This is a genomic window from Promicromonospora sukumoe (assembly GCF_014137995.1).
In the GTDB taxonomy this organism is placed as follows: domain Bacteria; phylum Actinomycetota; class Actinomycetes; order Actinomycetales; family Cellulomonadaceae; genus Promicromonospora; species Promicromonospora sukumoe.
Genome location: NZ_JACGWV010000002.1, coordinates 1496354 through 1520146 on the forward strand (window position 1 = coordinate 1496354; position 23793 = coordinate 1520146).

Genomic DNA, 23793 nt, shown 5'->3' on the forward strand with positions numbered 1-23793 from the left:
GCCGACCGTCCTCCACCGATCCCGAGCGAGTGAGTCCTCGATGACCAGTCCCTCCCCTGTCCCGACCGCGCCGGCGTCGTCGGGACCCCCTGTGGGCTCGCCGTCCACGCCCGTCGTGCCCGACGCCGGCCCTGACGCCGCTCCCGGCGCCGTGCGGAGCTCACCGCTGGTCGTCGTGCTGGCGGGCGGCCTGTCGCACGAGCGGGACGTGTCCCTGCGCTCGGGCCGCCGGGTCGCCGAGGCGCTGCGCTCCACCGGCCTGGAGGTCCTCCTGCACGACGTCGACGCCGACCTCCTGTCGTTCCTGCGCACGACCCGGCCCGACGTCGTCTGGCCGTTGCTGCACGGCGCCTCCGGCGAGGACGGCTCCGTCCGCGACGTGCTCGACATGGCCGGCCTGCCCTACGTGGGCACCGGTCCACGTGCGAGCCGCCTGGTCTGGAACAAGCCGATCTCGAAGTCCGCGCTGCTCGACGCGGGTCTGGCGACCCCGGACTACGTGACTCTCCCGCAGAGCCTCTTCCGCGACCTCGGCGCCCAGCCGGTGCTCGACACGATCCTGCGGCGCATCGGGCTGCCCCTGGTCGTGAAGCCCACGGAGGGCGGGTCCGCGCTCGGCGTCACCGTCGTGACGCGCGCCGAGGACCTCCCGCGGGCGATGGTGGAGTGCTTCTCGTACGGCGAGACCGCCCTGGTCGAGCGTGCGATCGACGGTGTGGAGCTCGCGGTCAGCGTGATCGAGGGTCCGGACGGACCGGAGGCGCTTCCCGCGGTGGAGATCGTGGCGGAGGGCGGGTACGACTACGCCGCCCGGTACGTGGCAGGCGAGACCGAGTTCTTCGCGCCGGCCCGGCTCACCGCGGAACAGGCGGACCTGGTGGCCGACGTCGCGGTGCGCGCTCACCGTGCGCTGCACCTGCGGCACCTGTCGCGCACCGACCTGATCCTCGACCGCGCCGGCACGCCGCACGTGCTCGAGGTCAATGTCGCGCCAGGCATGACGGAGATGTCGCTCCTACCGCAGGCCGTTGCCGCCAGCGGCCACGACCTGCCGACGCTGTACCGCGCGATCGTCGACCGGGCGCTGGTGGCGGCGCGGTAGGTCGGTGACAGCGCGCTGGTGGGCGGCGCGCTAGATCGGTGACGGCGCGCTGCCAGAAGGCTCCTCAGACACGCGCGGCTCCGGGCCGGCATCCCTCGTGGGGTGCCGGCCCGGAGCCGTTCGCCTGCGGTGTGCGTCCGCGTCAGTCGTCGGACGACGGCTTGAGCAGGCCGCGCTCCTCCGGCGCCATGACGTTGAGGATGCGGTTCAGGTCCTCGACCGAGGCGAACTCGACGGTCATGCGGCCCTTGTTCTTGCCGAGTGCGACCTTCACGCGGGTCTCGAACCGGTCGGAGAGCCGGACGGCCAGCTCGTCGATCGCCTCGCTCCGGGTGCCGGCCCGTGGCGCCTTGCGGGCCTTGGAGCCCGTGCCGTCGGACTCCGTGAGCATCACGATCTCCTCGGTCGCGCGGACCGAGAGTCCCTCCGACACGATGCGCTGCGCGAGGCGCTCGATCTCCGCGCCGTCGCTCAGGCCGAGAAGCGCACGCGCGTGCCCGGCGGAGAGCACTCCCGCGGCGACGCGGCGCTGCACCAGCGGAGGCAGACGCAGGAGCCGAAGGGTGTTCGAGATCTGGGGCCGGCTGCGCGCGATCCGGTTCGCCAGCTCCTCGTGCGTGCAGTCGAAGTCGTCGAGGAGCTGCCGGTAGGCGGCGGCCTCTTCGAGCGGGTTCAGGTTCGAGCGGTGCAGGTTCTCCAGCAGCGCGTCGCGGAGCATGTCGCCGTCGTCGGTCTCGCGGACGATCGCCGGGATGGTCTCCAGCTCGGCGGCCTGCGTCGCACGCCAGCGCCGCTCACCCATGATGAGCTCGTACTCGCCCGGGTGCTCCTTGTCCGGGCGGACGACGATCGGCTGGAGCACGCCGATCTCCTTGATCGACTCGACCAGCTCGTCGAGGTCTCCCTCGTCGAAGACCGTCCGCGGCTGCCAGGTGTTGGGCCGGATCGCGGTGACGGGAAGCTCCGCGAACCGCGCCCCCGGGACGGGGACCAGATCCGGTGTTTCACGTGAAACGGCTTCGGGTGCGCTCTCTTCCCTGCTGAAGAACGCATCGTCGAGCGCCGAGGCGCTGCTGCTGTCGCCGGCCTCGTTCGCGACCGACAGGCGGCCGCTCGCGATCGCGGAGTCCCACTTCACGGTGCTCGGTCGCGGCCCCGTGTTCTTGGGGGCCTTCTTCTCGGGCGCCTGCTCCGGCGCCGGCTCCTCGATCGTCTCGATCGTCGAGGTGGAGGCGATGCCTGCGGGCACCTCGTCGGTGGAAGCGGACGAGGTGGTGGAATCGGCGGTGGCGGTGGAGCCGGCCAGGGCGATCGCGGGGTTCGGGCGCTCCTCGACGACGGTCGCGACCGAGCCGGCCGACACGTTGTCCGCGCCGTCCAGCTCTCCCGCCGCGGAAGCCCGCTCGTCCAGCTCCGGACCCGTCGGGATCAGCGCGCCCAGGCCCCGCCCGAGCCCCCGTCGCTTCGCAGTCATCGTGTCTCCTCGTCGGTTCCGGTCCGACGCCGAGCGCGGACGGGCTTCATCTCGTACACGGGATGCAACGCACCTCGTTCGTCACTGCCGATCATCAGTCCTGCGCCCCGACCGTCTCCGCCTTCATGCGGCGCGGGCTCGACCCGCCCTGTCCGCGCTCGGCGAGCTCCCGGGAGGACTGAAGATACGCGAGTGCGCCCGTGGATGTCGGGTCGTAGGTCATCACCGTCTGGCCGTAGCTCGGCGCCTCGGAGATGCGGACCGAACGCGGGATCGTCGTCTTGAACGTCTCTGCCGGGAAGTGCGACCGCACCTCCCCTGCGACCTGCTGGGCCAGGTTGGTCCTGCCGTCGTACATCGTCAGCAGGATCGACGAGACCCGGAGCTCCGGGTTGAGGTGAGACCGAATGAGGTCGATCGTCTTGAGCAGCTGGCTCAGCCCCTCGAGCGCGTAGTACTCGCACTGGACGGGGATGAAGACCTCACGGCCGGCGACGAACGCGTTCACGGTCAGGAGACCAAGGCTGGGCGGGCAGTCGATGAGCACGTAGTCGATGCGCTCCTCCCCTGCGGCGACGCGGTCGTCCAGGTACTTGTCGAGTGCCTTGCGGAGTCGCGTTTCACGTGAAACAAGCGAGATCAGCTCGATCTCCGAGCCCGACAGGTCGATCGTCGCGGGCACGCCCCAGAGGTTGGGGACGTCTGGGCACTGCTGCACGGTGTTCGCCAGAGGCTCGCCCTCGACCAGGATCTCGTAGACCGAGGGCGTCCCCGCGCGGTGCTCGATGCCGAGCGCCGTCGAGGCGTTGCCCTGGGGGTCGTTGTCGATCACGAGGACATTCAGGCCGGACTGCGCGAGGCCTGCGGCGATGTTGACCGTGGTCGTCGTCTTGCCGACGCCGCCCTTCTGGTTCGCCACCGTGATGATGCGAGTCTTCGGCGGGCGAGGGAACTTCCGCCCTTGAAGCTCGATGCGTCGGCGAGCGTCCATCGCAAGCTCGGCGGCGACAGGAGTCGTCTCGTCAACGGCCGGGACGGTTGCGATGAGGGCCGAACGCCGCTCGTCATCGCCACCGTGCGGGCCGCCCGTGGGCTGCTGAGTGCCATTGGGCGTCTGCGCGGACCCGGGCGTTTCACGTGAAACACCGGGAGCGGAGAGGCCCTGCACAGGAATCGGATCCGTCACGCGGACACTGTAATCGCTGGCCCCGTCTTCTGGCTTGGGCCCCGACGAGGTTTCTCTGTCGAAATGTGTGAATTCGGCGTCGACGACCTCGCCCAGCTCGTCGTCGAACGTCATCGTGGCGGAACCGATCACGGCGGGCGCGGCATTCACCGCCGCGTCCAGCGCCTCGGTCGCTCGCCGGATCGCATCCGCCGGGACCGGGCGGCGCGACGGCAGCTCCTCCATGAGGTCCGGATCCTCGGCGACCAGATCAGGCGCCGACTCCACATCCGCTTCTGGTGCAGGGCTCGGGGCGGCCTGCTCCGTCTGCGGTTCCACAACCTCGGTCATCGCTTCGTTCCCCAGAGCCTCTGCCACCTCGGTGGCGTCTTCGTCGTCGGCCGGCGCCGACTTCGTCACGGATTCGATCAGCTGGCTGAGCACCGCGGCGCTCCTGCCTTCGGGATCGGGGCGGTCCTGACCCCAGACCTCGTCACGCGGCGCATCGCTCACGACCTCGGCCGCCGGCGGAGCCATGTCCACGGTCGACGGAACCTCGTCGTCCACCGTGGTTGTGTCAGGACCTGCCTCGGGTGCGCTCCCGGGATGCGTGTCCACGACGTTCTCCGACGGAGTCGCTGTCGGAACGCTCTCTGCCGGCATCTTGCTCGTGTCGAGCTCCTCCCCCGGTTCCCCCGGAGTGCTCCCGGAGACAGCGCTTCCGGAGACGGCGTTCGCCGTGGCAATGGCATCGCCGGTCGGAGCGGCAGACGGAGCCTCCGCGGCGGCTTCTTCGCTCACCTCGACGGCGCGGGCCGAACCGGTCTCCCCTGGGGAAGTCTCTGCCGCGTCGGGTACCTGGTGCTCCGAGGCAGACGCCGACGTCGTCCCGTCCTCCTGGGCGGTCGGTGCTTCATCCGGAACTTCGGCCGCCGCCTCAGGCTCTGCGGCCTGGTCATCCGCCGCGGTCTCGCTGGTCTCGGCGGCCTGGTCAGTCTCGTTGGGCTGCCCGACCTGTGCCGACTGGTCGACGTCCGCGGGCTGGTCGAGCTGCGTCGCCCGACCGTCAGATACCGGCCGCCCGTCCAGCACCGCCCGGCCGTCAGACACCACCGACGCATCTCCGGAGGCACCGCCACTCGACGGTTCCACGGGACGACTGTCTGCTGCCTCCGTCTCTCCGTCCGTCTCCACAACCGGAGCAGGTCGGTCATCGAGCACCGCTACGGACGCGCCGGCTCTCGACGCCTCTTGGGCCGCCACCTCCCCCGTGCCTGCCTTCGAGGTGGACCGTGCCGCGGCAGCCGGTTCCGAAGCGGACGAGTCGGACGTATCTGGCTGAGCGGCGGACGCCGCTAGAGCCGCAGCCGCCGCCGCTCGCTTGGACTTTCGTCTGAAGAAGCACACCCGTGTAACGCTACGGTCGGGTGCCTGTTCGGGCGTGCCGAAACGCCGTCGCCTGAGGGATCAGATCCGCTCCACGCGGCAACCGGCACGGCACGCGCCGGGTCCGTCCGGTTCTGCGGCGCTCGGGTGCCGAGCGTTTCACGTGAAACAGGGCGACAGCCAGATCCACTGGCTTCACACCTCTTCCTGCGTTTCACGTGAAACAGACCCAGCCGAGTCCTCCCCCCACGAGCTTCCGCATCACGGCGCCGAGGCCACCTGCGGCTCACCCCCGCCGCTATGGCAAAACTGGTATGCCCCGAGCCGCGCCGGCCGCACCTATCCTCGAACTGCCCAGGTACGTCTGACTCCACGCAGGGAGGCGTCTTGTCCAGACCCATCACCCGAGCCACCGCACTTGTCACCGCGTTCACGGCAGCCCTCGTCCTCGCCTTCGCGGCTCCGGCCAGCGCCGCCACGTTCCTCACGCACGCACAGGCAACCAGCCAGCTCAGCGCCGCCGGTATCTCCTGGACGTCGAGCGGAGGCTGCAGCGATCGGAACGTCTCCACCTGCACGTCGTTCGACCAGGTCCGGCAGACGACGATCGACGGGATCAAGACCCTCCGGTCGGCGAGCGGGTGTGCGATCACCGTCACGGGCGGCACCGAGACCGGTCACTCCGGCGGCACCTACAGCCACTGGAACGGCTACAAGCTCGACACCAGGCAGAGCACCTGCATCGACAGCTACATCGCCAACAACTTCACGTACGTGGGGTACATCTCCGGCTGGGGCTACCAGTACCGCTCAGGCGCCGGGAATCTCTACACCGACGAGGGCAACCACTGGGACATCCTCTACTACAACTGCGGCGGCTGCTGACACCGGCCCGCCACACCCCACAGCACGCCTGACGCGTGCAACCGGCGCATGAAAGAACGGGAGCGACCGCCATCGGCGGCCGCTCCCGTTCCACGTGAAACATCGCTCGGGACTACTTCCCCCGACGCACCCGGACGATCGTCGTGGTCTCGACGCCGTCCACCGTCGCCCCCTCCAGGATCTCCGGGTCGCCCACGGCGTACTTCCGCAGCACCTTGCGGGCCGGCTCGACCTCCTGCGCCACGTTGCGCCCCTTGAGGATCACCAGCTCACCGCCCACCCGGACGAGCGGCATGCTCATCCGGACCAACTTCGACAGGGCGGCCACCGCCCGTGAGGTGACGGCGTCCGCCTCGAAGGCACCGTGGTACTCCTCGGCCCGACCGCGCTTGATCTCCACGTTCGGCAGTCCGAGCTCCGACACGACCTCGGCCAGCCACGTCGTCCGTCGCTCCATGGGCTCGACCAGGATCACCTGGAGCTGGGGCCGCATCGCCGCGATCACGATCCCGGGCAGCCCCGCCCCCGAACCGATGTCAGTCACGGAACCGGACTGCGGCAGGTACGGGACGACCGCCGCGGAGTTCAGGATGTGCCGCTCCCAGATGCGCGGGACCTCGCGCGGACCGATCAGCCCCCGCAGCTCACCCTGGTCGCGCAGCAGCTCGCCGTAGCGCACCACGCCGTCATACCCGTCACCCAGGTAAGCCTTGACCGCGTCGCTGGCGCCGAGCGTCTCGCCGTCGAACACCTCGGCCTCCGCCGAGCCGGCCTCCCCTGCCACGTCCGAACCTTCCACGTCCCGTCCTCCACTTGCTGTCGTAAGAAGCCAAACACACCGAGGGCCGGTGCACGTCCTCGGGACGCGCACCGGCCCTCGGCCGAAGCCACTGGATCAGTCGGTGACCGCGGCCACCGTGCCGGCCGGCTGAACCACCACGTACCGCTCCGGCTCGACCCCGCGCGAGTCGCTGACCAGGCCGGCCACGGCGACGGCGTCGTGCACGACCTTGCGCTCGAAGGCGTTCAGCGGCTCGAGCTCGACCTCTTCGCCCGAGGCCTGCACCTGCTCGACGGCCTTCTCCGCGATGCGGGTCAGCTCGACCCGACGGGCCGCCCGGTAGCCGCCGATGTCCAGCATCAGCCGACTCCGGTCCCCGGTCCGCGTCTGCACGGCGAGGCGGGTGAGCTCCTGCATCGCGTCGAGCACCTCACCCTCGCGACCGATCAGGTGCGACAGAGACTGGGGGTCGTCGGCGACCACCTCGACGGCGGCCCGGTCGTGCTTGATGTCGAGGTCGATGTCGCCGTCGAGGTCGGCGATGTCGAGGAACTCCTCGAGGTAGTCGGCGGCGATCTCGCCCTCCTCCTCGAGGCGCTTGGTCCGGTCCTCCGGATCGGCGACCGCGGCCGCGGGATCGGGGGCGGCCGTACCTGTGCTCGCGTTCATCGCGTCTCCTCCTACTTCTTCTGCTTGCGCTTGCCCGACGACGTCGGGGTCGCCCCCGGCGCCGTGCCGGACTGCTTCGGCTTGGACCCGGGCTGGGACCCGGCCGTGCCGCCGGACTGCTTCGGGCTACCCGACTGCTTGGGCGAGCCCGACTGCTTCGGCGTACCGGACTGCTTGGCGGCACCGGACTGCTTGGGCTTGGGGCCCGGCTGGCCGTCGACCGGCGCGTCGGTCACATCGGTCGCGTCCTGAGGAGCGGCCTGCGCGATGGCCGGACGCGTGGGCTCCGGGCGGGGGCCCGTCGTCTTCTGGCGGTTCTTGCGCTTCGGCTGCACACGCTGACCGGTCTTCGGCTCCTCGACGACCGGGACGTCCTCCTCGACGACCACGCCGCTCTTGGCAGCCTTGCGCGCGGCCTTCGCGGCCTGCCGCTCCTTCATCTGCTTCTCGGCGAGCGAACCGGGGGTCGGCATCCGCTTGATCGTGTAGTACTGCTGGCCCATGGACCAGAGGTTCGTCACGGTCCAGTAGATCAGCACACCGACCGGGAAGTTCACGCCGGAGATCGCGAAGACGATCGGCAGCATGTAGAGCATGAGCTTCTGCGTCTGCGCCATCGGGCCCTCGAGGGCCGACGGCGGCATGTTCTTCATCGTGAGCTGGCGCTGCGTGGTGAAGGTCGTGACGCTCATCGCGACGATCAGGCCGATCACGACGATGCGCGAGGTCAGCGAGTCGGTCTGCAGGAAGACGTCGCTCAGCTGCGCGCCGAACAGCGTCGACGACTCGATGTCGCCGGCGACCTCACGGGTGATCGGACCGATCGGGTCCTGGGCGCCGGTCGAGATCGGCTGCAGGCCGTTCAGCACCCGGAACAGTGCGAAGAAGATCGGCGACTGCAGCAGGATCGGCATGCACGAGGCGAACGGGTTCGTACCATGCTTCCGGTACAGCTCCATGGTCTCGCGCGTCATGTTCTCGCGGGACGCAGGGTCCGTCTTGCCCTTGTACTTCTTCTGCACCGCCTGCAGCTCGGGCTGGATCATCTGCATCCCGCGCGAAGCCTTGATCTGCTTGAAGAAGAGCGGGATGAGCACGATACGGATGACGATCACGAGGGCGACGATCGAGAGCACCCACGCGGTGCCGGGGCCGCTGGACATCCCGAGCGACGTGAACAGCCAGTGCGACCCGTACATGATCCAGGCCACGACCCACTCGATGGGGTAGAGGAAGGCGAAGAAGTCCATCGGTCAAGAAGCTCCAGTGTTGGTGACGCGAAGTCTGCGAGAGGTGCGAGGGGGGTCGTGTACGGCGGCACGATCCGGGGCAGGTCAGCCCTCGGTGTGGGTGTGCGTGCCGCGCGCGGGCGGCACGTCGTCGACACCGCCGAGACTCCACGGGTTGCACCGCAGCAGGCGCCACAGCGCGAGACCGAGCCCGCGCAGCGCACCGTGGCGACGCAGCGCGATCACGGTGTACTGCGAGCAGGACGGGTAGTACTTGCAGCTCGGAGGGCTCATCGGGCTGATGAACGCCTGGTAGAAGCGGACCATCCCCACAAGGAGGGTCACCGGGAGCCGGCCGATCAGCGACGGCTCACGCGTCGGTGCCTCACCCTCGGGTGCGGGGATGGTGGTCATCTCTTCCCGTCTCCGGATGCACGCGTGACGGCGCGCCGCAGGCACGCGTCGAGGTCGCGGTCGAGGTCCGCATAGGTCGCGTCTGCCGACGGCGGCAGCGCGCGGACGACGGCGCGAGCGGAGCTGGGCAGCACGGAGAGCTGGCCGAGCGCCGCGGCACGGAGCCGGCGCTTCACCAGGTTGCGCTGCACGGAGTTACCCACAGCCTTGGAAACGACAAAACCGACCTGTGGAGTTCCCGATCCTGGGTCCGAGACTTTTTCGTCCTGGACCAGGAGGTGAACCACCAAGGTCGATCGACCTGCGCGCGTGCCGCGGCGCACCGTCCGCTCGAAGTCGACGGAACGGCGCAAACGGTGCGCCGCGGGCAACATGGCTCAGGCTGAGAGCTCGGCGCGACCCTTGCGCCGGCGAGCCGCCAGGATGGCGCGGCCGGCACGGGTGCGCATGCGCAGTCGGAAGCCGTGGGTCTTCGCACGACGGCGGTTGTTCGGCTGGAAAGTCCGCTTGCTCACGAGGTACTCCAAGAACGTCGGGGTAGGCACACCGTCTGTCCTCGACGATGCAGTGAATGGTGGTCGTTCAGTACTTCGGACGACCGGACCGACCCGGGGCCTGGCCCACGTGGTCTCACCGTCGTCGGATGACGTGGCTCGAATCCGTGTGTGGGCGCGCAGAAGTACCTGGAACGGCTGTATGACGTTACGCCGCCGCGGCCCTCCGGGTCAAACCAGAACCGCGGGATCATGCGTGTCGGACGCGCCACACCGCGCGCCTCGCCGGGGCTCTCGGCGACCCCGTCCGCCCTGGCTACGTACCACTTACCCAGCCATGATCCCCGCCATCCACAACCTGTGGACAACTGTGTGGACGGTGCTTCATCATGGCAGACTCCAACACACCCCAGCATCGCGCATCACCCCACGCACGAGACTAAGGAAAGCCAGTGGCCAACCCGGACGAGAACATCGGCGACGTCTGGGCGCAGACCCTGACAGCGCTCGAGGCCCGGCCCGACATGAGCCCCCGGCAGCTCGCATTCATCCGTCTCGCCAAGCCGATGGCCGTCCTGGACGACATGGTCTTCATAGCCGTCCCGCACGAGCAGACACGGACCTACCTGGAGACGGCCGTCCGCGACGACCTGGTCTCCGCGATGTCGTCGGTCCTGGGGCGTGACGTCCGCTTCGGCATCACTGTGGACCCGGAGCTGAGCAGCAGCACCCTTGCGGGCCCGTCGCAGATCTCCGGGCCCGCGGCCCTCTCGCTCTCCCTCGAGCAGGAGCCGCCGGAGCCGGAGCAGGCGCAGATGCCGATCGCGCCGCAGCCCGCGCCGAAGCCGTCCGCCGAGCCCACCCGGCTGAACCCGAAGTACATCTTCGAGACGTTCGTCATCGGCTCGTCCAACCGGTTCGCGCACGCGGCCGCCGTAGCCGTCGCCGAGGCACCGGCCAAGGCGTACAACCCCCTGTTCATCTACGGGGACTCGGGGCTGGGCAAGACCCACCTGCTGCACGCCATCGGGCACTACGTCCACAACCTGTACCCACACATCCGGGTGCGGTACGTGAACTCCGAGGAGTTCACCAACGACTTCATCAACAGCATCGGCGAGGGCAAGGCCGGCGCCTTCCAGCGCCGCTACCGCGACGTCGACGTGCTCCTCATCGACGACATCCAGTTCCTGCAGGGCAAGGAACAGACGATGGAGGAGTTCTTCCACACCTTCAACGCGCTGCACAACGCGAACAAGCAGGTCGTGATCACGTCCGACGTCCCGCCCAAGCAGCTCAACGGGTTCGAGGACCGGCTGCGGTCGCGCTTCGAGTGGGGCCTGATCACCGACGTCCAGCCCCCCGACCTCGAGACCCGTATCGCCATCATGCGGAAGAAGGCCGCCAGCGAGCACCTCGACGTGCCCGCCGACGTCCTCTCCTACATCGGCTCCCGGATCTCGACGAACATCCGCGAGCTCGAGGGCGCGCTCATCCGGGTCACCGCGTTCGCCAACCTGAACCGGCAGCAGGTGGACCTGGCGTTGGCCGAGATCGTCCTCAAGGACCTCATCACGGACGACGACGACAGCGCGGAGATCACGCCCGCCGTCGTGATCGCCCAGACGGCCGCCTACTTCGGGCTCACGATCGACGACCTGTGCGGCTCGTCACGGTCCCGCGTGCTCGTCACCGCCCGGCAGATCGCCATGTACCTGTGCCGCGAGCTCACCGACCTGTCGCTGCCGAAGATCGGCCAGCAGTTCGGCGGGCGTGACCACACCACGGTCATGCACGCGAACAAGAAGATCGCCGGCCAGATGGCCGAACGCCGCTCGACCTACAACCAGGTCACCGAGCTCACGAGCCGGATCAAGCAGCAGCAGCGCGGCTGAGGCCCGCTCCCCCTGCTCCGCACGAACCCCTCTTCCACCGGGCTTCGTGCTGCCCAAAAATCCGGCATAGAGCCTCGATCCACACTTTTCCCCACCCCTGTGCACAACCGAACCGGTGCACGGGGGTGTTGCGTATACGCACCTCCACAGGTCTATCCACACGCGGAACGGCGGAATCCGGGGACTCTGGTTCGCTCGTCCCCAGCACTGTGGACACACCCTGTGCAGAACTTGGTCCGCGACGCTGACCTGCCGATACACACCTGGGGACAAGCCTGTGGACGGGTGTGGACAACCGCCTGTTTTCTGTGGGCGGAGGGACCCGAATCGGTGGACAGCCTGTGTGCAAAAACTGGCCGTCCACAGGGGTCCGTAGTTCATGCACAGATCGACCCACAGTTCCTCCACAGGAGGAAATGCCGTCTGACCTGCGGAAAGACACGATTTCCCCAGTTTCCACAACACCGACTACTACTACGACAGTTATCTCTAAGGGGGAATCCACACGCCTTCATAAGCCGGTCGAGCGCTTCGGGCGCCGTTCGAACACTAGTACGAGAGCAGTGAAGAAGTCCATCCACAGCGCTCCTCTGTCGAGTGCCGCGAGGTCCTCAACTCGCGTAGGGTTTCCCTCGACAGCCCAGGAACAAGAGGAGATGCAACGGCATGAAGTTCAGGGTCGAGCGCGACGTCCTCGCCGATGCCGTGACATGGACCGCTCGCACGCTCCCCACGCGTCCCCCGGCTCCCGTGCTCGCCGGTGTGCGCATCGAGGCGGACGCACAGGGCGTGATCAACCTCGCGAGCTTTGACTACGAGACGTCGGCACGCTCCGAGATCCCGGCCGAGGTCGCGGAGCCGGGCACCGTGCTGGTCTCCGGCCGTCTCCTCGCGGAGATCTCCCGGGCGCTCCCCAACAAGCCGGTGGACGTCGTCCTCGAGGGCAGCAAGGTCATCGTCACCTGCGGCGCCAGCCGGTTCACACTCCTCACCATGCCTGTGGACGAGTACCCCGCGCTGCCGGGGCTCCCCGACGTCAGCGGCACCGTCTCGGGCGACGCGTTCACCCACGCCGTCGCACAGGTCACCGTCGCCGCGAGCCGCGACGACACGCTCCCCCTGCTGACCGGCGTCCGCGTCGAGATCGAGGGCGAGCGCATCACGCTCCTGTCCACGGACCGCTACCGACTCGCGCTGCGCGAGCTGACGTGGACCCCGGCGACCCCGGGCTTCTCCGCCGTCGCGCTCGTCCGGGCACGCACGCTCAACGACGTCGCCAAGTCGCTCGGCTCGGGCGGCGGCCTCGTGAACGTCGGTCTGTCCACAGGCCAGGGCCTCGACCTCGTGGGTTTCGAGGCCGGCGGTCGACAGACCACGTCCCAGCTCGTCGACGGCGACTACCCCGCCGTCCGCCGGCTGTTCCCCGACAGCACCCCCATCCACGCCGTGGTCGCCACCGCGCCGCTGATCGAGGCGGCGAAGCGTGTGAGCCTGGTGGCGGAGCGCAACACGCCCATCCGGCTCTCGTTCAGCGAGGGTCAGGTCGTGCTGGACGCCGGCCAGGGCGACGACGCACAGGCGTCCGAGGCCCTGGAGGCGGTCCTGGTCGGTGAGGACATCGCGGTCGCGTTCAACCCGCAGTTCCTCCTCGACGGGCTCGGCGCCCTGGGGACGGACTTCGTCCGCCTGTCCTTCACGCACCCGAACAAGCCGGTCGAGTTCACCGGTCAGGGCAGCCTGGACGGCGAGGACGACTCCGCGTACCGGTACCTGCTGGTCCCGATCCGCTTCACCGGCTGACGGCCCGCCGCTCCCCCTCTCGCGGCGGGAGCGGCTCCATGCATCCAGAGCAACGTCAGCCCGCACCAAGGACGGCCGCCACGAGCGACCCCGTCGAACGACCCAGGAGGATTTCACGCACATGGTTACCCACATCGGTCTGGTCGGCCTGGGGAAGATGGGCAACAACATGCGGGCCCGTCTGCGCAAGGGCGGCATCGAGGTCACCGGGTTCGACCCGCGGCCGGAGGTGTCCGACGTCGCGACGCTCGCCGACCTGGCCGCCGCGCTCCCCGAGGAGAAGCGGGTCGTCTGGGTGATGGTCCCCGCGGGTGAGCCCACCCGTGGCGTGCTCGACCAGCTGGGCGAGATCCTGTCCGAGGGCGACATCGTCATCGAGGGCGGCAACTCGCACTACGTCGAGGACCAGGAGCGGGCCGCGGAGCTCGCGAAGAACGGGATCGGCTACCTCGACGTCGGCGTGAGCGGCGGCGTCTGGGGCCTGGAGAACGGGTACGGCCTGATGGTCGGCGGCTCGGCCGCGGACGTGGAGAGCGTGCTCCCGGTCTTCGACGCGCTGCGCCCCGAGGGACCGCGCGAGGAGGGCTTCGTGCACGCCGGCGGCGTCGGCGCCGGCCACTACGCCAAGATGGTCCACAACGGCATCGAGTACGGCCTCATGCAGGCATACGCCGAGGGCTACGAGCTCCTCGCGGCCAAGTCCGACCTGATCGACGACGTGCACGGCACGGTGCGGGCCTGGAGCCGCGGCACCGTCGTCCGCTCGTGGCTGCTGGACCTCATGGTCAAGGCGCTGGAGGAGGACCCGAAGCTCGCGCTGCTGGACGACTGGGTCGACGACTCCGGCGAGGGCCGCTGGACCGTGGACGAGGGCATCGACCTCGCCGTGCCGCTCCCCGTGATCTCCGCCGCGCTGTTCGCGCGGTTCGCGTCCCGCCAGGAGCAGTCGCCGGCGATGAAGGCCGTCGCCGCGCTCCGCCAGCAGTTCGGCGGCCACGCGGTCAAGTCGGCGGAGTAGCGGCCGGGACGTACGATCTCCTATCGATGTACGTCTCCCACCTCTCCCTGCTGGACTTCCGGTCGTACGCGTCGGCCGACGTGGAGCTCGAGCCCGGGGTCAACGCCTTCGTAGGGCGCAACGGCCGGGGCAAGACCAACCTCGTCGAGGCGATCGGCTACGTCGCGACCCTTGGCTCGCACCGCGTCGCGACGGACGCACCCCTGGTGCGTTCGGGCGCGGAGCGGGCGGTGGTGCGGACGCGGATCGTCCGGGGCGACCGGGCGAGCACGGTCGAGCTGGAGATCACCCAGGGCAAGGCGAACCGCGCACGGATCAACCGGGGCCAGCCCGTACGGGCGAGGGACGTGCTGGGGGTCCTGAGGACGGTCCTGTTCGCCCCCGAAGACCTCGCCCTGGTGAAGGGCGACCCGGACGGCCGACGGCGCTTCATGGACCAGCTGCTGGTCCTGATGATGCCGAGGGTGTCCGCCGTGCTCTCCGACTACGAGCGGGTCCTGCGTCAGCGGTCCGCGCTCCTCAAGTCGGCGCGGTCCGCACGGCGGTCCGGCGGGTCGGCGCGGTCCGAGAGCTCGGCCGCGGCGGAGCTGGCGACGCTCGACGTCTGGGACGCCAAGCTGGCCGAGCTGGGCGCGGAGATCCTGTCGTTGCGCGTTCAGCTGGTGCACGCGCTGCGGCCCGCGGTCGCCGCGGCGTACGAGCAGGTGAGTGATGCCGACGGCGACGCGGAGATCGCCTACCGGTCGTCGCTGCCGGCGCTCTCGACCGACAATCCACCGGAGTTGTCCACAGGCTCTGGGGATAACTTTTCGGACGTCGGAAGCCTCCGTGACCTGCTGCTCGAGGCACTCGTCGCGGCCCGGCCGCAGGAGCTCGAGCGCGGGGTCAGCCTGGTCGGACCGCACCGCGACGACCTCGTCCTGACCCTCGGCGGACTGCCCGCGAAGGGGTACGCGAGCCATGGCGAATCGTGGTCGTTCGCCCTGGCGCTACGTCTCGCATCGTTCCGTCTGCTGGGCGGAGATCCGCAGAATTCGGCGGATTCACCCACTTTCTGGGACCCCGATCTCGGCACCGACGCGGACCCTGTCCTCATCCTCGACGACGTGTTCGCGGAGCTCGACGTGCGGCGCCGGCAACGGCTCGCGGACCTGGTGCTCCCGGCCCGTCAGGTGCTCGTGACGGCGGCCGTGCCGGAGGACATCCCGGCGGCTCTCGACGGCGTACGGTTTCACGTGGAACCCGGGACGGTGACCCGTGACTGATGAATCTCCACAGGGGCCTGTGGATAACTCTGAGCCCCCGTTGACGCCTCCGTCGGAGGTGGCGCGCGCCGCGCTCAACCGCGCCAAGGCGGCTGCCCGCGCCCGCGGGCTGCGGCCCGGGTCACCCTCGCGCCGCTCTCCCCTGGCGGAGCCGCGGTCGAGCGGCTCGGGTCCGGGCGCGCGCGATCCACAGCTCCTCGGCTCCGTCGTGGGCCGGCTGCTGCGGGAGAAGGGCTGGACCGAGGAGGTGTCGGTCGGCGGCGTCGTCGGCCGCTGGCGCGAGGTCGTCGGCTCGGAGATCGCGGACCACTGCACGCCCGAGACGTTCGAGGACAAGGTGCTCGTCGTGCGTGCCGACTCGACGGCCTGGGCGACCCAGCTGCGGCTCCTGGTGCCGAACCTGATCCGCCGCATGGCGGAGGAGATCGGCGAGGGGGTCGTCGAGGAGGTCACGGTCCTCGGCCCCGCGGGCCCCGGTTTCCGGCGCGGCCCCCGGTCGGTGCGCGGCCCCGGCCCCCGGGACACCTGGGGCTGACGCCCCGCGCACAGCACGCGCCCGCACAGGCCCCTGCACAGCCCGTACGAGCACTCCGCACACGCACGAAGGGCCCCCGGCCGAAGCCGGGGGCCCTTCTCTGCTCAGCTGCGCCGTGGCGTCAGCCAGGAGCGGTCAGCTCACGCGTTCTGCTGCATGCGCTTGCGGGCCCAGACCAGGGCGACGCCACCAGCGGCGAGCAGAGCGGCGAACGCGATGGCGCCACCGACGGTCGCACCGGTCGCGGCGAGCTCCTCGGTCTCCGCAGGGGCGGGGCTCGGCGAGGCGGTGGTCGGCTCGTCAGAAGGCGCCGGGGCCTCCTCGCTGGGCTCGACGGACGGGGACGGCGACGGCTCGCAGTCCTCCTCGAGCACGATGACATCGGTCGGCAGCAGGGCCGAGCCGTCCTCCTGCGGGACGTAGGCGCCGAGCTCCTCGGGCCAGATGAAGTCCTCGGAGTTGAGGGTGGCGACGATGCCGGCCTCGGTCTTGGTGTAGGTGATCGCCTCGGTGCTCTCCGGGAGCACGATGTCGTCGAGGCTGGCGGCGCAGCCGGCAACGGCCTCCGGGACGACCGGCGTGACGACCTCGGCGGGCGGCGGCGTCTGGCAGACACCGATGGAGCCCGACTGCGACCAGTCGTACTGCGTGCCGTCGCGGCCGTCGTAGGCGTCGACCGTGACGGTCCACTCGTGCGCCTTGTCGAGCCCGAGGTTCTCCTCGTAGCGCTTCTGGAAGCCACCGTTGAACTCGGTGTCCTCGACGGTCACACCGTCAATGACGACCGTGACCTTGGCATCCTGGTAGTACTTGAGATCAACGTTCACGAAACCGCAGTCCGAGGAGACGCTCGGCGTGTGTGCGGATGCGGAGGTGGCAGTGGCGATCATGCCGCCGAATGCCAGGACGGCGAGGGTTCCGCCGGCGAGAAGCTTCTTCACTCTATAGCCCTTCGAAGTGAGAGTGCGCGAGCGCGCGCATGTGACCGGTCGGTGCCATTAGAGCAGAAAAAGAGAAATCAACGAAATGTCTACTTCTGCGTATAAATTTTCTGACCTTCGTCAGGCAGTGGCATTGCGATCCGGTGGTCATCCGCATGCTCGGGCGTAGTCGTGACATGCCCGTGCCGGGGTCTGCGCGCAGCCGGCGGACAGCGCTGTCGGGAAGCTGCGACCGGGGCTCCGCCCGACCCTGGATCAACACCCGGATCCGGGTCCCGATCGCGTCACGGATCGGCCCTCCGGTGACCCGTTCGGAGCCCTTCCAGGCCCCCAGAAATCACCCTGTGGAGAAAGGTTGTGGAGGAGTGGCTACAAACACCCTCGGATCCCGGGTTTTCGCCGCTCAGAAGGTAGTATGAGGGGGTCAACCGCGCCGGGTTCCCAGGAACGTCCTGAGGGCCCGGAACGCTGAGCACCGACGAGCCGTCGGACAGTACGTGGCACCCGAGCATGGCAGGGACCCCAACGGGTCCGAGTCGCTCGCGCAGCAGCTGGTACGTCCGTCGTCGTGCACATCGTGTGCCTGAAAGACGAGGAGCAACCCCGCCCGTGACAGAGCGAATCGACGGCGGCTACGACGCCGGGAACATCACAGTCCTGGAAGGTCTCGAGGCCGTTCGTAAGCGACCGGGCATGTATATCGGATCAACCGGTGAGCGTGGGCTTCACCACCTTGTGTACGAGATTGTGGATAACGCTGTGGACGAAGCCCTCGCGGGCCACGCCACCGAGATCGACGTACGCCTTCTGGCCGACGGCGGGGTGCGCGTCTCCGACGACGGCCGCGGCATCCCGGTCGCCATGCACCCGACCGAGGGCAAGCCCACGCTTGAGGTCGTGATGACGATCCTGCACGCCGGCGGAAAGTTCGGCGGCGGCGGGTACGCCGTCTCCGGCGGCCTGCACGGCGTCGGTATGTCCGTGGTGAACGCCCTGAGCTATCGGTTCGTCTCAGAGGTGCGCCGCGACGGGTTCAACTGGCGCCAGGAGTACACCGAGGGCGGCAACCCGATCACCGGCGTCGAGAAGCTCGAGCCGCTCGGTCCTGACGAGCACACCGGGACGACGCAGACGTTCTGGGCCGACGGGTCGATCTTCGAGACCACCGAGTACGACTTCGAGACGCTGCGTGCCCGCTTCCAGCAGTACGCGTTCCTCAACAAGGGCCTGAAGATCACGCTGACGGACGAGCGGGCGGGCCACTCCTCCGCGACGGACGAGGTGACGGGTGCGGAGCCCGCGGCCGACGGCGTCGAGCAGGGTGCCGACGGCCAGCCGGACGCCGGCGGAGCGCCGCAGGACGCGGCCGAGGGTGCCGACGCGTGGCGCACCGTCACGTTCAAGTACGAGAACGGCCTCATGGACTACGTCCACCACCTCAACTCGGCGAAGCGGGTGGAGCTCGTCCACCCCGACGTCATCTCGTTCGAGAGCGAGGACACCGAGCGCAAGATCTCGGTCGAGGTCGCGCTCCAGTGGACCAGCGCCTACAGCGAGTCGGTCCACACGTTCGCCAACACGATCTCCACCACCGAGGGCGGCACGCACGAGGAGGGCTTCCGTGCGGCGATGACCACGCTGGTCAACAGCTACGCCCGCGACAAGGGGATCATCAAGGAGAAGGACGAGAACCTCACGGGTGACGACATCCGCGAGGGGCTGACCGCCGTCATCTCCGTCAAGCTCGGCGAGCCCCAGTTCGAGGGCCAGACCAAGACCAAGCTCGGCAACACCGAGGCCAAGACGTTCGTGCAGCGCGTGGTCCGCGAGCAGCTCGTCGACTGGTTCGACGCGCACCCGAACGAGGCGCGCGACGTCATCCGCAAGGCGATCCAGGCCTCGCAGGCCCGGATCGCGGCGCGCAAGGCGCGTGAGGCCACCCGCCGCAAGGGCATCCTCAACGGCGGCGGCATGCCGGGCAAGCTCAAGGACTGCCAGTCCCGGTTCCCCGACGAGTGCGAGATCTACATCGTCGAGGGCGACTCGGCCGGCGGCTCGGCGGTGCGTGGCCGCAACCCGCACAACCAGGCGATCCTGCCGCTGCGCGGCAAGATCCTGAACGTCGAGCGCGCGCGCCTCGACAAGGCGCTCTCCAACGCCGAGGTCCAGGCCCTGATCACGTCGTTCGGCACGGGCATCGGCGAGGACTTCGACATCAGCAAGCTGAAGTACCACAAGATCGTGCTCATGGCCGACGCCGACGTCGACGGCCAGCACATCTGCACGCTGCTGCTGACGCTCCTGTTCCGCTACATGCGCCCCCTGATCGAGCACGGCCACGTGTACCTCGCGCAGCCGCCGCTCTACCGGATCAAGTGGAGCAACGCCCCGCACGACTACGTGTACTCGGACCGGGAGCGCGACGCGTTCCTGGAGGCCGGCGCCGCGCAGGGCAAGCGGATCCCCAAGGACAACGGCATCCAGCGCTACAAGGGTCTCGGCGAGATGGACTACTCCGAGCTCTGGGACACCACGATGGACCCGGACCACCGGACGCTGCTGCAGGTGACCATGGACGACGCGGCCGCGGCCGACGAGATCTTCTCGGTGCTCATGGGCGAGGACGTCGAGTCCCGCCGCACCTTCATCCAGCGCAACGCCAAGGACGTGCGGTTCCTCGATATCTGATGGGGCGCGTCGCCGTGGGGTCCGACAGGGCCCCGCGGCGTCCCCCGCACGCGACGAAGTGACACGCCCAGCGGCGTGGAAAGGAAGTAAAGACGGTGACGGACGAGACCCCCGGCGTGGAGAACTCCGACGACGGCATTCCCCTGGAGGACGCGCGGGTAGCGGTCCACCACGGTCGTGTCGAGCAGGTCGACCTGCAGCTCGAGATGCAGCGGTCGTACCTCGACTACGCGATGAGCGTGATCGTCGGGCGCGCGCTGCCCGACGTGCGGGACGGCCTCAAGCCGGTGCACCGCCGTGTCATCTACGCGATGTACGACGGCGGCTACCGCCCCGACCGCGCGTTCTCGAAGTGCTCGCGCGTCGTCGGCGACGTCATGGGCAAGTACCACCCGCACGGTGACACCGCGATCTACGACACCCTGGTGCGCCTCGTGCAGGACTGGGTGCTGCGGTACCCGCTGGTCGCGGGTCAGGGCAACTTCGGCTCGCCGGGCAACGACCCCGCGGCCGCCCCGCGGTACACCGAGTGCAAGATGGCGCCGCTCGCGATGGAGATGGTGCGCGACATCGAGAAGGGCACCGTCGACTTCCGGCCCAACTACGACGGGCGCACCCAGGAGCCCGTCGTGCTCCCGGCGCGCATCCCGAACCTGCTGGTCAACGGCTCGGCCGGCATCGCCGTCGGCATGGCCACCAACATCCCGCCGCACAACCTGCGCGAGGTCGCCGAGGGCGTGCGCTGGCACCTCGCCCACCCCGACGCGTCCCGCGAGGAGCTGCTCGAGGCGCTCCTGCAGCGCATCAAGGGCCCCGACTTCCCGTCGGGCGCGCAGATCCTGGGCCACAAGGGCATCGAGGACGCGTACCGCACGGGCCGCGGCTCCATCACGATGCGCGCGGTGGTGAGCGTCGAGGAGATCCAGAACCGGATCTGCCTGGTCGTCACCGAGCTGCCGTACATGGTGAACCCGGACAACCTGGCGTCCAAGATCGCGGACCTCGTCAACGACGGCCGCATCCAGGGCATCGCCGACATCCGCGACGAGACGTCAGGCCGTACCGGCCAGCGCCTGGTCATCGTGCTCAAGCGCGACGCGGTGGCGAAGGTCGTGCTGAACAACCTCTACAAGCACACGCCGCTGCAGGAGAACTTCAGCGCCAACATGCTCGCGCTGGTCGACGAGGTGCCCCGCACCCTCAGCGTCGACGCGTTCGTGCGCCACTGGACCACGCACCAGATCGAGGTCGTGCGCCGGCGCACGGAGTACCTCCTCAAGGAGGCCCAGGACCAGATCCACATCTACGAGGGCTACCTCAAGGCCCTCGACGCGCTCGACGAGGTCATCGCCCTGATCCGGCGCTCCCCCGACGTCGACGAGGCGCGCACGGGCCTGATGGACCTGCTCACGATCGACGAGCAGCAGGCCAACGCGATCCTGTCGATGCAGCTCCGCCGGCTGGCGGCCCTCGAGCGGCAGAAGATCCTCGACGAGCACGCCAAGCTGCGCGCCGAGATCGAGGACTACCTGGACATCCTCGCCAAGCCGGAGCGCCAGCGCCTCATCGTGGGCGAGGAGCTCGACGAGGTCACGGACCGCTGGGGCGACGAGCGCCGCACCACGATCCTGCCGTACGACGGGGACATGTCCATGGAGGACCTGATTCCTGAGGAGGACGTGGTCGTCACGATCACGCGCGGCGGCTACGCCAAGCGGACGCGGACGGACAACTACCGCTCGCAGAAGCGGGGCGGCAAGGGCGTGCGCGGCACGCAGCTCCGCGAGGACGACATCGTCGACCACTTCTTCACGACGACGACCCACCACTGGATGCTGTTCTTCACGAACCTCGGCCGGGTCTACCGGGCCAAGGGCTACGAGCTGCCCGAGGGCGGCCGGGACGCGAAGGGCCAGCACGTCGCGAACCTCCTGGCGTTCCAGCCCGGCGAGAAGATCGCCCAGGTGCTGGACATCCCCGACTACGAGGCCGCGGAGTACCTGGTGCTCGCTACACGGCGCGGGCTCGTGAAGAAGACCCGCCTGAGCGAGTACAACTCGCCGCGCTCGGGTGGCCTCATCGCGATCAACCTGCGGGAGGACGCCGACGGCGCCGCGGACGAGCTGGTCTCGGCCCGTCTGGTGAACGCCGACGACGACCTCATCCTGGTCTCCCGCAAGGGCCAGTCGATCCGGTTCCACGCCGACGACGAGTCGATCCGGCCGCTGGGCCGCGCGACGTCGGGCGTGACCGGGATGAAGTTCCGCGAGGAGGACGAGCTGCTGTCCGCCGACGTGGTCATCGACGGCGCCGACCTGTTCGTCGTCACCGAGGGCGGGTTCGCCAAGCGCACCCGCATCTCGGAGTACCGCATCCAGGGCCGTGGCGGTCTCGGTATCAAGGTCGCGAACCTCGTGGAGGCTCGCGGCGACCTCGTGGGCGCGCTCGTCACCCACACGGACGACGAGGTGCTGGTCATCATGGAGCGCGGCAAGATCGTGCGGTCGGCCGTCGCAGAAGTTAACCTCACCGGCCGGAACACCCAGGGGGTAACCTTCGCAAAGCCGGACAAGGGGGACAGGATCATCGCCGTCGCGCGCAACGCGGAGCGTGAGGACGCGGGCGATGCGGTCGGTGCCGCGGACGAGAACTCCGACGGCGATCCGACCGAGCGGGTTACCGTGGAAGACAATCCGACCCCCGACGAAGTTCCGAGCACCCCTGAGCAGGACAGCACCGGACGCGAGGACAGCTGATGACGAGTGACAAGAACGGGCCCGTGCGCATCGCGACGCCTGCGCTCGAAGAAGACCTGGAGATCACCCGGGATCGTAAGGCCGTGACGGAGGACAAGGCCCCGGCCGCGACCCCGGACACGGAACCGGCAGGGGCCGGTTCGGAGAAGGGCTCCGCGTCGAACGGCTCGGCCACGGCCAGGCCGGCCGGCGCCGGGAGCACGTCGAACGGAGCCGCTGCCGGCGCCGCGCAGGGCAAGGGCGGCGAGAAGCTCTCCGAGCCGGTCGTGGTGGCCTCCCCGGCGGCGAAGACGGACCAGCCCAAGCCGGAGAGCAAGTCGGCGAAGCCGGCCGCACCCGCTGACTCCAGCACGGACGTGCCCACGACGGGCGGGGTCTGGCGCTCCGCCTACGAGGCGGGCAAGTCGGGCAAGGAGCAGAAGTCTCCGCAGGCGGGACAGCCCACCGCGTCGTCGAACGGCGAGGCCAAGGAGACCGCGGGGCTCGGCTCGGCGATCGGACGCGCCTCGGGGAAGAACGACGCCTCGGCGTCGCAAGCCTCCCCCGCCACGGAACCTGACGCGAAGTCCTGGAACCGAGTCCCCGCACCCGGCACCCCCGGGAGCACGCCGGCGGCCGCGCCGGCGGGAGCCGCGGACGGCGTGAAGGCCGGCGCGATGAAGGCCGCTCAGGCCGCTCTCGACGCGGCCCGCAGCGCGGCGAAGAAGGTGTCCTCGATCATGCCTGACGACGAGGGGCAGACGGCGTCGGCCCAGAACGAGCCCAAGCCGCGGCCCGAGATGCACTACACGGCCGCCGGCGTCCGCGGCACCGCGACGCCGGTCGGTGCGACCGCCGACGGCGTGCCGGGCCAGCAGGCGCCGGCACAGCCGGCGTCGGCCCCGACGCCCGAGGCGCCGCGTCCGGCTCCGGCCGGCCCGCGCCGGGTGCGTCTCGCGCTCTCCCGGGTGGACCCGTGGTCCGTCATGAAGCTCGCCTTCCTGCTGGCCGTCGCCGTCGCGATCATGACCGTGGTCGCCACCGCGGTGTTCTGGTCGGTGCTGAACAGCCTCGGCGTGTTCACCACGGTGCAGAGCTTCGTGGAGGACGCCGTCGGCCCGCAGAGCAACGTGAACCTCACGCAGTTCGTGGAGTTCCCCCGCGTCATCTCCCTGGCGACCCTGATCAGCATCTGCAACATCGTGCTGCTGACGGCCATCGCGACGATCATGGCGTTCCTGTACAACATCACGGCAGCACTCGTCGGCGGCGTGCACATGACGCTGACCGACGACTGACCAGCGCTGCCAGAGCGTT

18 protein-coding genes and 1 pseudogene are annotated in these 23793 nt (G+C 69.4%); 10 read left to right on the forward strand and 9 right to left on the reverse strand.

What is annotated here, in order from left to right:
- Positions 1–40 precede the first annotated feature (40 nt).
- The gene (locus FHX71_RS23825; RefSeq protein WP_182619854.1) at positions 41–1102 is read left to right on the forward strand and encodes a D-alanine--D-alanine ligase family protein; all 1062 of its coding nucleotides are present in this window, start codon (positions 41–43) and stop codon (positions 1100–1102) included.
- Positions 1103–1244: 142 nt separating this feature from the next.
- Here FHX71_RS23825 and FHX71_RS23830 read toward each other — a convergent pair whose 3' ends face one another.
- The gene (locus FHX71_RS23830) at positions 1245–2576 is read right to left on the reverse strand and encodes a ParB/RepB/Spo0J family partition protein (protein ID WP_182619855.1); all 1332 of its coding nucleotides are present in this window, start codon (positions 2574–2576) and stop codon (positions 1245–1247) included.
- A 94-nt stretch (positions 2577–2670) separates the two neighbouring features.
- The gene (locus tag FHX71_RS30335; protein WP_376770159.1) at positions 2671–4893 is read right to left on the reverse strand and encodes an AAA family ATPase; all 2223 of its coding nucleotides are present in this window, start codon (positions 4891–4893) and stop codon (positions 2671–2673) included.
- A 621-nt stretch (positions 4894–5514) separates the two neighbouring features.
- On the opposite strand from FHX71_RS30335, the gene FHX71_RS23840 reads away from it, so the two are divergent.
- Positions 5515–6012, forward strand: coding sequence for a hypothetical protein (locus FHX71_RS23840; protein ID WP_182619856.1), 498 nt, complete (start codon positions 5515–5517; stop codon positions 6010–6012).
- 112 nt (positions 6013–6124) lie between these two features.
- Here the strand turns inward: FHX71_RS23840 and rsmG are convergent, their stop codons facing one another.
- The 6 genes from rsmG to rpmH all read right to left on the reverse strand — a co-directional run bounded on the left by rsmG (position 6125) and on the right by rpmH (position 9620).
- On the reverse strand, positions 6125–6796 hold the full coding sequence (rsmG, locus tag FHX71_RS23845; protein WP_182619857.1) for a 16S rRNA (guanine(527)-N(7))-methyltransferase RsmG: 672 nt from the start codon (positions 6794–6796) through the stop codon (positions 6125–6127).
- Between the two features lie 111 nt (positions 6797–6907).
- Entirely contained in the window at positions 6908–7462 is a 555-nt protein-coding gene (locus tag FHX71_RS23850) for a Jag family protein (RefSeq protein WP_182619858.1), read from the reverse strand.
- An 11-nt stretch (positions 7463–7473) separates the two neighbouring features.
- On the reverse strand, positions 7474–8712 hold the full coding sequence (yidC, locus tag FHX71_RS23855) for a membrane protein insertase YidC (protein ID WP_182619859.1): 1239 nt from the start codon (positions 8710–8712) through the stop codon (positions 7474–7476).
- An 84-nt stretch (positions 8713–8796) separates the two neighbouring features.
- On the reverse strand, positions 8797–9105 hold the full coding sequence (gene yidD / locus FHX71_RS23860; protein ID WP_182619860.1) for a membrane protein insertion efficiency factor YidD: 309 nt from the start codon (positions 9103–9105) through the stop codon (positions 8797–8799).
- Complete coding sequence (gene rnpA / locus FHX71_RS23865; protein WP_182619861.1) at positions 9102–9479, reverse strand: ribonuclease P protein component; 378 nt, start codon at positions 9477–9479, stop codon at positions 9102–9104. Before rnpA ends, yidD begins: the two co-directional genes overlap by 4 nt.
- A gap of 3 nt (positions 9480–9482) precedes the next feature.
- Positions 9483–9620, reverse strand: coding sequence for a 50S ribosomal protein L34 (rpmH, locus tag FHX71_RS23870; protein WP_010849920.1), 138 nt, complete (start codon positions 9618–9620; stop codon positions 9483–9485).
- A 431-nt stretch (positions 9621–10051) separates the two neighbouring features.
- Here rpmH and dnaA point away from each other — a divergent pair, with 431 nt between their 5' ends.
- From dnaA to FHX71_RS23895, 5 genes and pseudogenes are all read left to right on the forward strand, one after another.
- Positions 10052–11494: a chromosomal replication initiator protein DnaA gene (gene dnaA / locus FHX71_RS23875; protein ID WP_182619862.1), complete on the forward strand. Its 1443-nt coding sequence runs from the start codon at positions 10052–10054 to the stop codon at positions 11492–11494.
- A 666-nt stretch (positions 11495–12160) separates the two neighbouring features.
- Positions 12161–13294: a DNA polymerase III subunit beta gene (gene dnaN / locus FHX71_RS23880; RefSeq protein WP_182619863.1), complete on the forward strand. Its 1134-nt coding sequence runs from the start codon at positions 12161–12163 to the stop codon at positions 13292–13294.
- Between the two features lie 70 nt (positions 13295–13364).
- Positions 13365–14312, forward strand: a pseudogene (gene gnd / locus FHX71_RS23885) (phosphogluconate dehydrogenase (NAD(+)-dependent, decarboxylating)); the annotation flags it as partial.
- Between the two features lie 26 nt (positions 14313–14338).
- Positions 14339–15577 carry a DNA replication/repair protein RecF gene (gene recF / locus FHX71_RS23890; protein ID WP_182619864.1) on the forward strand — a complete coding sequence of 413 codons (1239 nt, stop codon included), beginning with the start codon at positions 14339–14341 and terminating at the stop codon, positions 15575–15577.
- Positions 15578–15617: 40 nt separating this feature from the next.
- Positions 15618–16112 carry a DciA family protein gene (locus tag FHX71_RS23895; protein WP_220490250.1) on the forward strand — a complete coding sequence of 165 codons (495 nt, stop codon included), beginning with the start codon at positions 15618–15620 and terminating at the stop codon, positions 16110–16112.
- 140 nt (positions 16113–16252) lie between these two features.
- Here FHX71_RS23895 and FHX71_RS23900 read toward each other — a convergent pair whose 3' ends face one another.
- Positions 16253–17053 (reverse strand): hypothetical protein, encoded by an 801-nt coding sequence (locus FHX71_RS23900; RefSeq protein ID WP_182619866.1) that lies wholly within the window; start codon positions 17051–17053, stop codon positions 16253–16255.
- Positions 17054–17563: 510 nt separating this feature from the next.
- Between FHX71_RS23900 and gyrB the strand changes: the two genes are divergently transcribed.
- The 3 genes from gyrB to FHX71_RS29540 all read left to right on the forward strand — a co-directional run bounded on the left by gyrB (position 17564) and on the right by FHX71_RS29540 (position 23774).
- Entirely contained in the window at positions 17564–19741 is a 2178-nt protein-coding gene (gene gyrB / locus FHX71_RS23905; protein WP_376770160.1) for a DNA topoisomerase (ATP-hydrolyzing) subunit B, read from the forward strand.
- A gap of 95 nt (positions 19742–19836) precedes the next feature.
- On the forward strand, positions 19837–22497 hold the full coding sequence (gyrA, locus tag FHX71_RS23910) for a DNA gyrase subunit A (protein WP_182619868.1): 2661 nt from the start codon (positions 19837–19839) through the stop codon (positions 22495–22497).
- The gene (locus FHX71_RS29540; RefSeq protein ID WP_246403380.1) at positions 22497–23774 is read left to right on the forward strand and encodes a DUF3566 domain-containing protein; all 1278 of its coding nucleotides are present in this window, start codon (positions 22497–22499) and stop codon (positions 23772–23774) included. Before gyrA ends, FHX71_RS29540 begins: the two co-directional genes overlap by 1 nt.
- The last annotated feature ends 19 nt before the right edge of the window (positions 23775–23793 follow it).

What these genes read in the sequence shown, in the direction of transcription:
- yidC (WP_182619859.1), bottom strand. Translation starts at nt 8,712, where the DNA reads ATGGACTTCTTCGCCTTCCTCTACCCCATCGAGTGGGTCGTGGCCTGG.
- recF (WP_182619864.1), top strand. Translation starts at nt 14,339, where the DNA reads ATGTACGTCTCCCACCTCTCCCTGCTGGACTTCCGGTCGTACGCGTCG.
- gyrB (WP_376770160.1), top strand. Translation starts at nt 17,564, where the DNA reads ATGGCAGGGACCCCAACGGGTCCGAGTCGCTCGCGCAGCAGCTGGTAC.
- yidD (WP_182619860.1), bottom strand. Translation starts at nt 9,105, where the DNA reads ATGACCACCATCCCCGCACCCGAGGGTGAGGCACCGACGCGTGAGCCG.
- rnpA (WP_182619861.1), bottom strand. Translation starts at nt 9,479, where the DNA reads ATGTTGCCCGCGGCGCACCGTTTGCGCCGTTCCGTCGACTTCGAGCGG.
- FHX71_RS23830 (WP_182619855.1), bottom strand. Translation starts at nt 2,576, where the DNA reads ATGACTGCGAAGCGACGGGGGCTCGGGCGGGGCCTGGGCGCGCTGATC.
- FHX71_RS29540 (WP_246403380.1), top strand. Translation starts at nt 22,497, where the DNA reads ATGACGAGTGACAAGAACGGGCCCGTGCGCATCGCGACGCCTGCGCTC.
- FHX71_RS23825 (WP_182619854.1), top strand. Translation starts at nt 41, where the DNA reads ATGACCAGTCCCTCCCCTGTCCCGACCGCGCCGGCGTCGTCGGGACCC.
- FHX71_RS23850 (WP_182619858.1), bottom strand. Translation starts at nt 7,462, where the DNA reads ATGAACGCGAGCACAGGTACGGCCGCCCCCGATCCCGCGGCCGCGGTC.
- dnaN (WP_182619863.1), top strand. Translation starts at nt 12,161, where the DNA reads ATGAAGTTCAGGGTCGAGCGCGACGTCCTCGCCGATGCCGTGACATGG.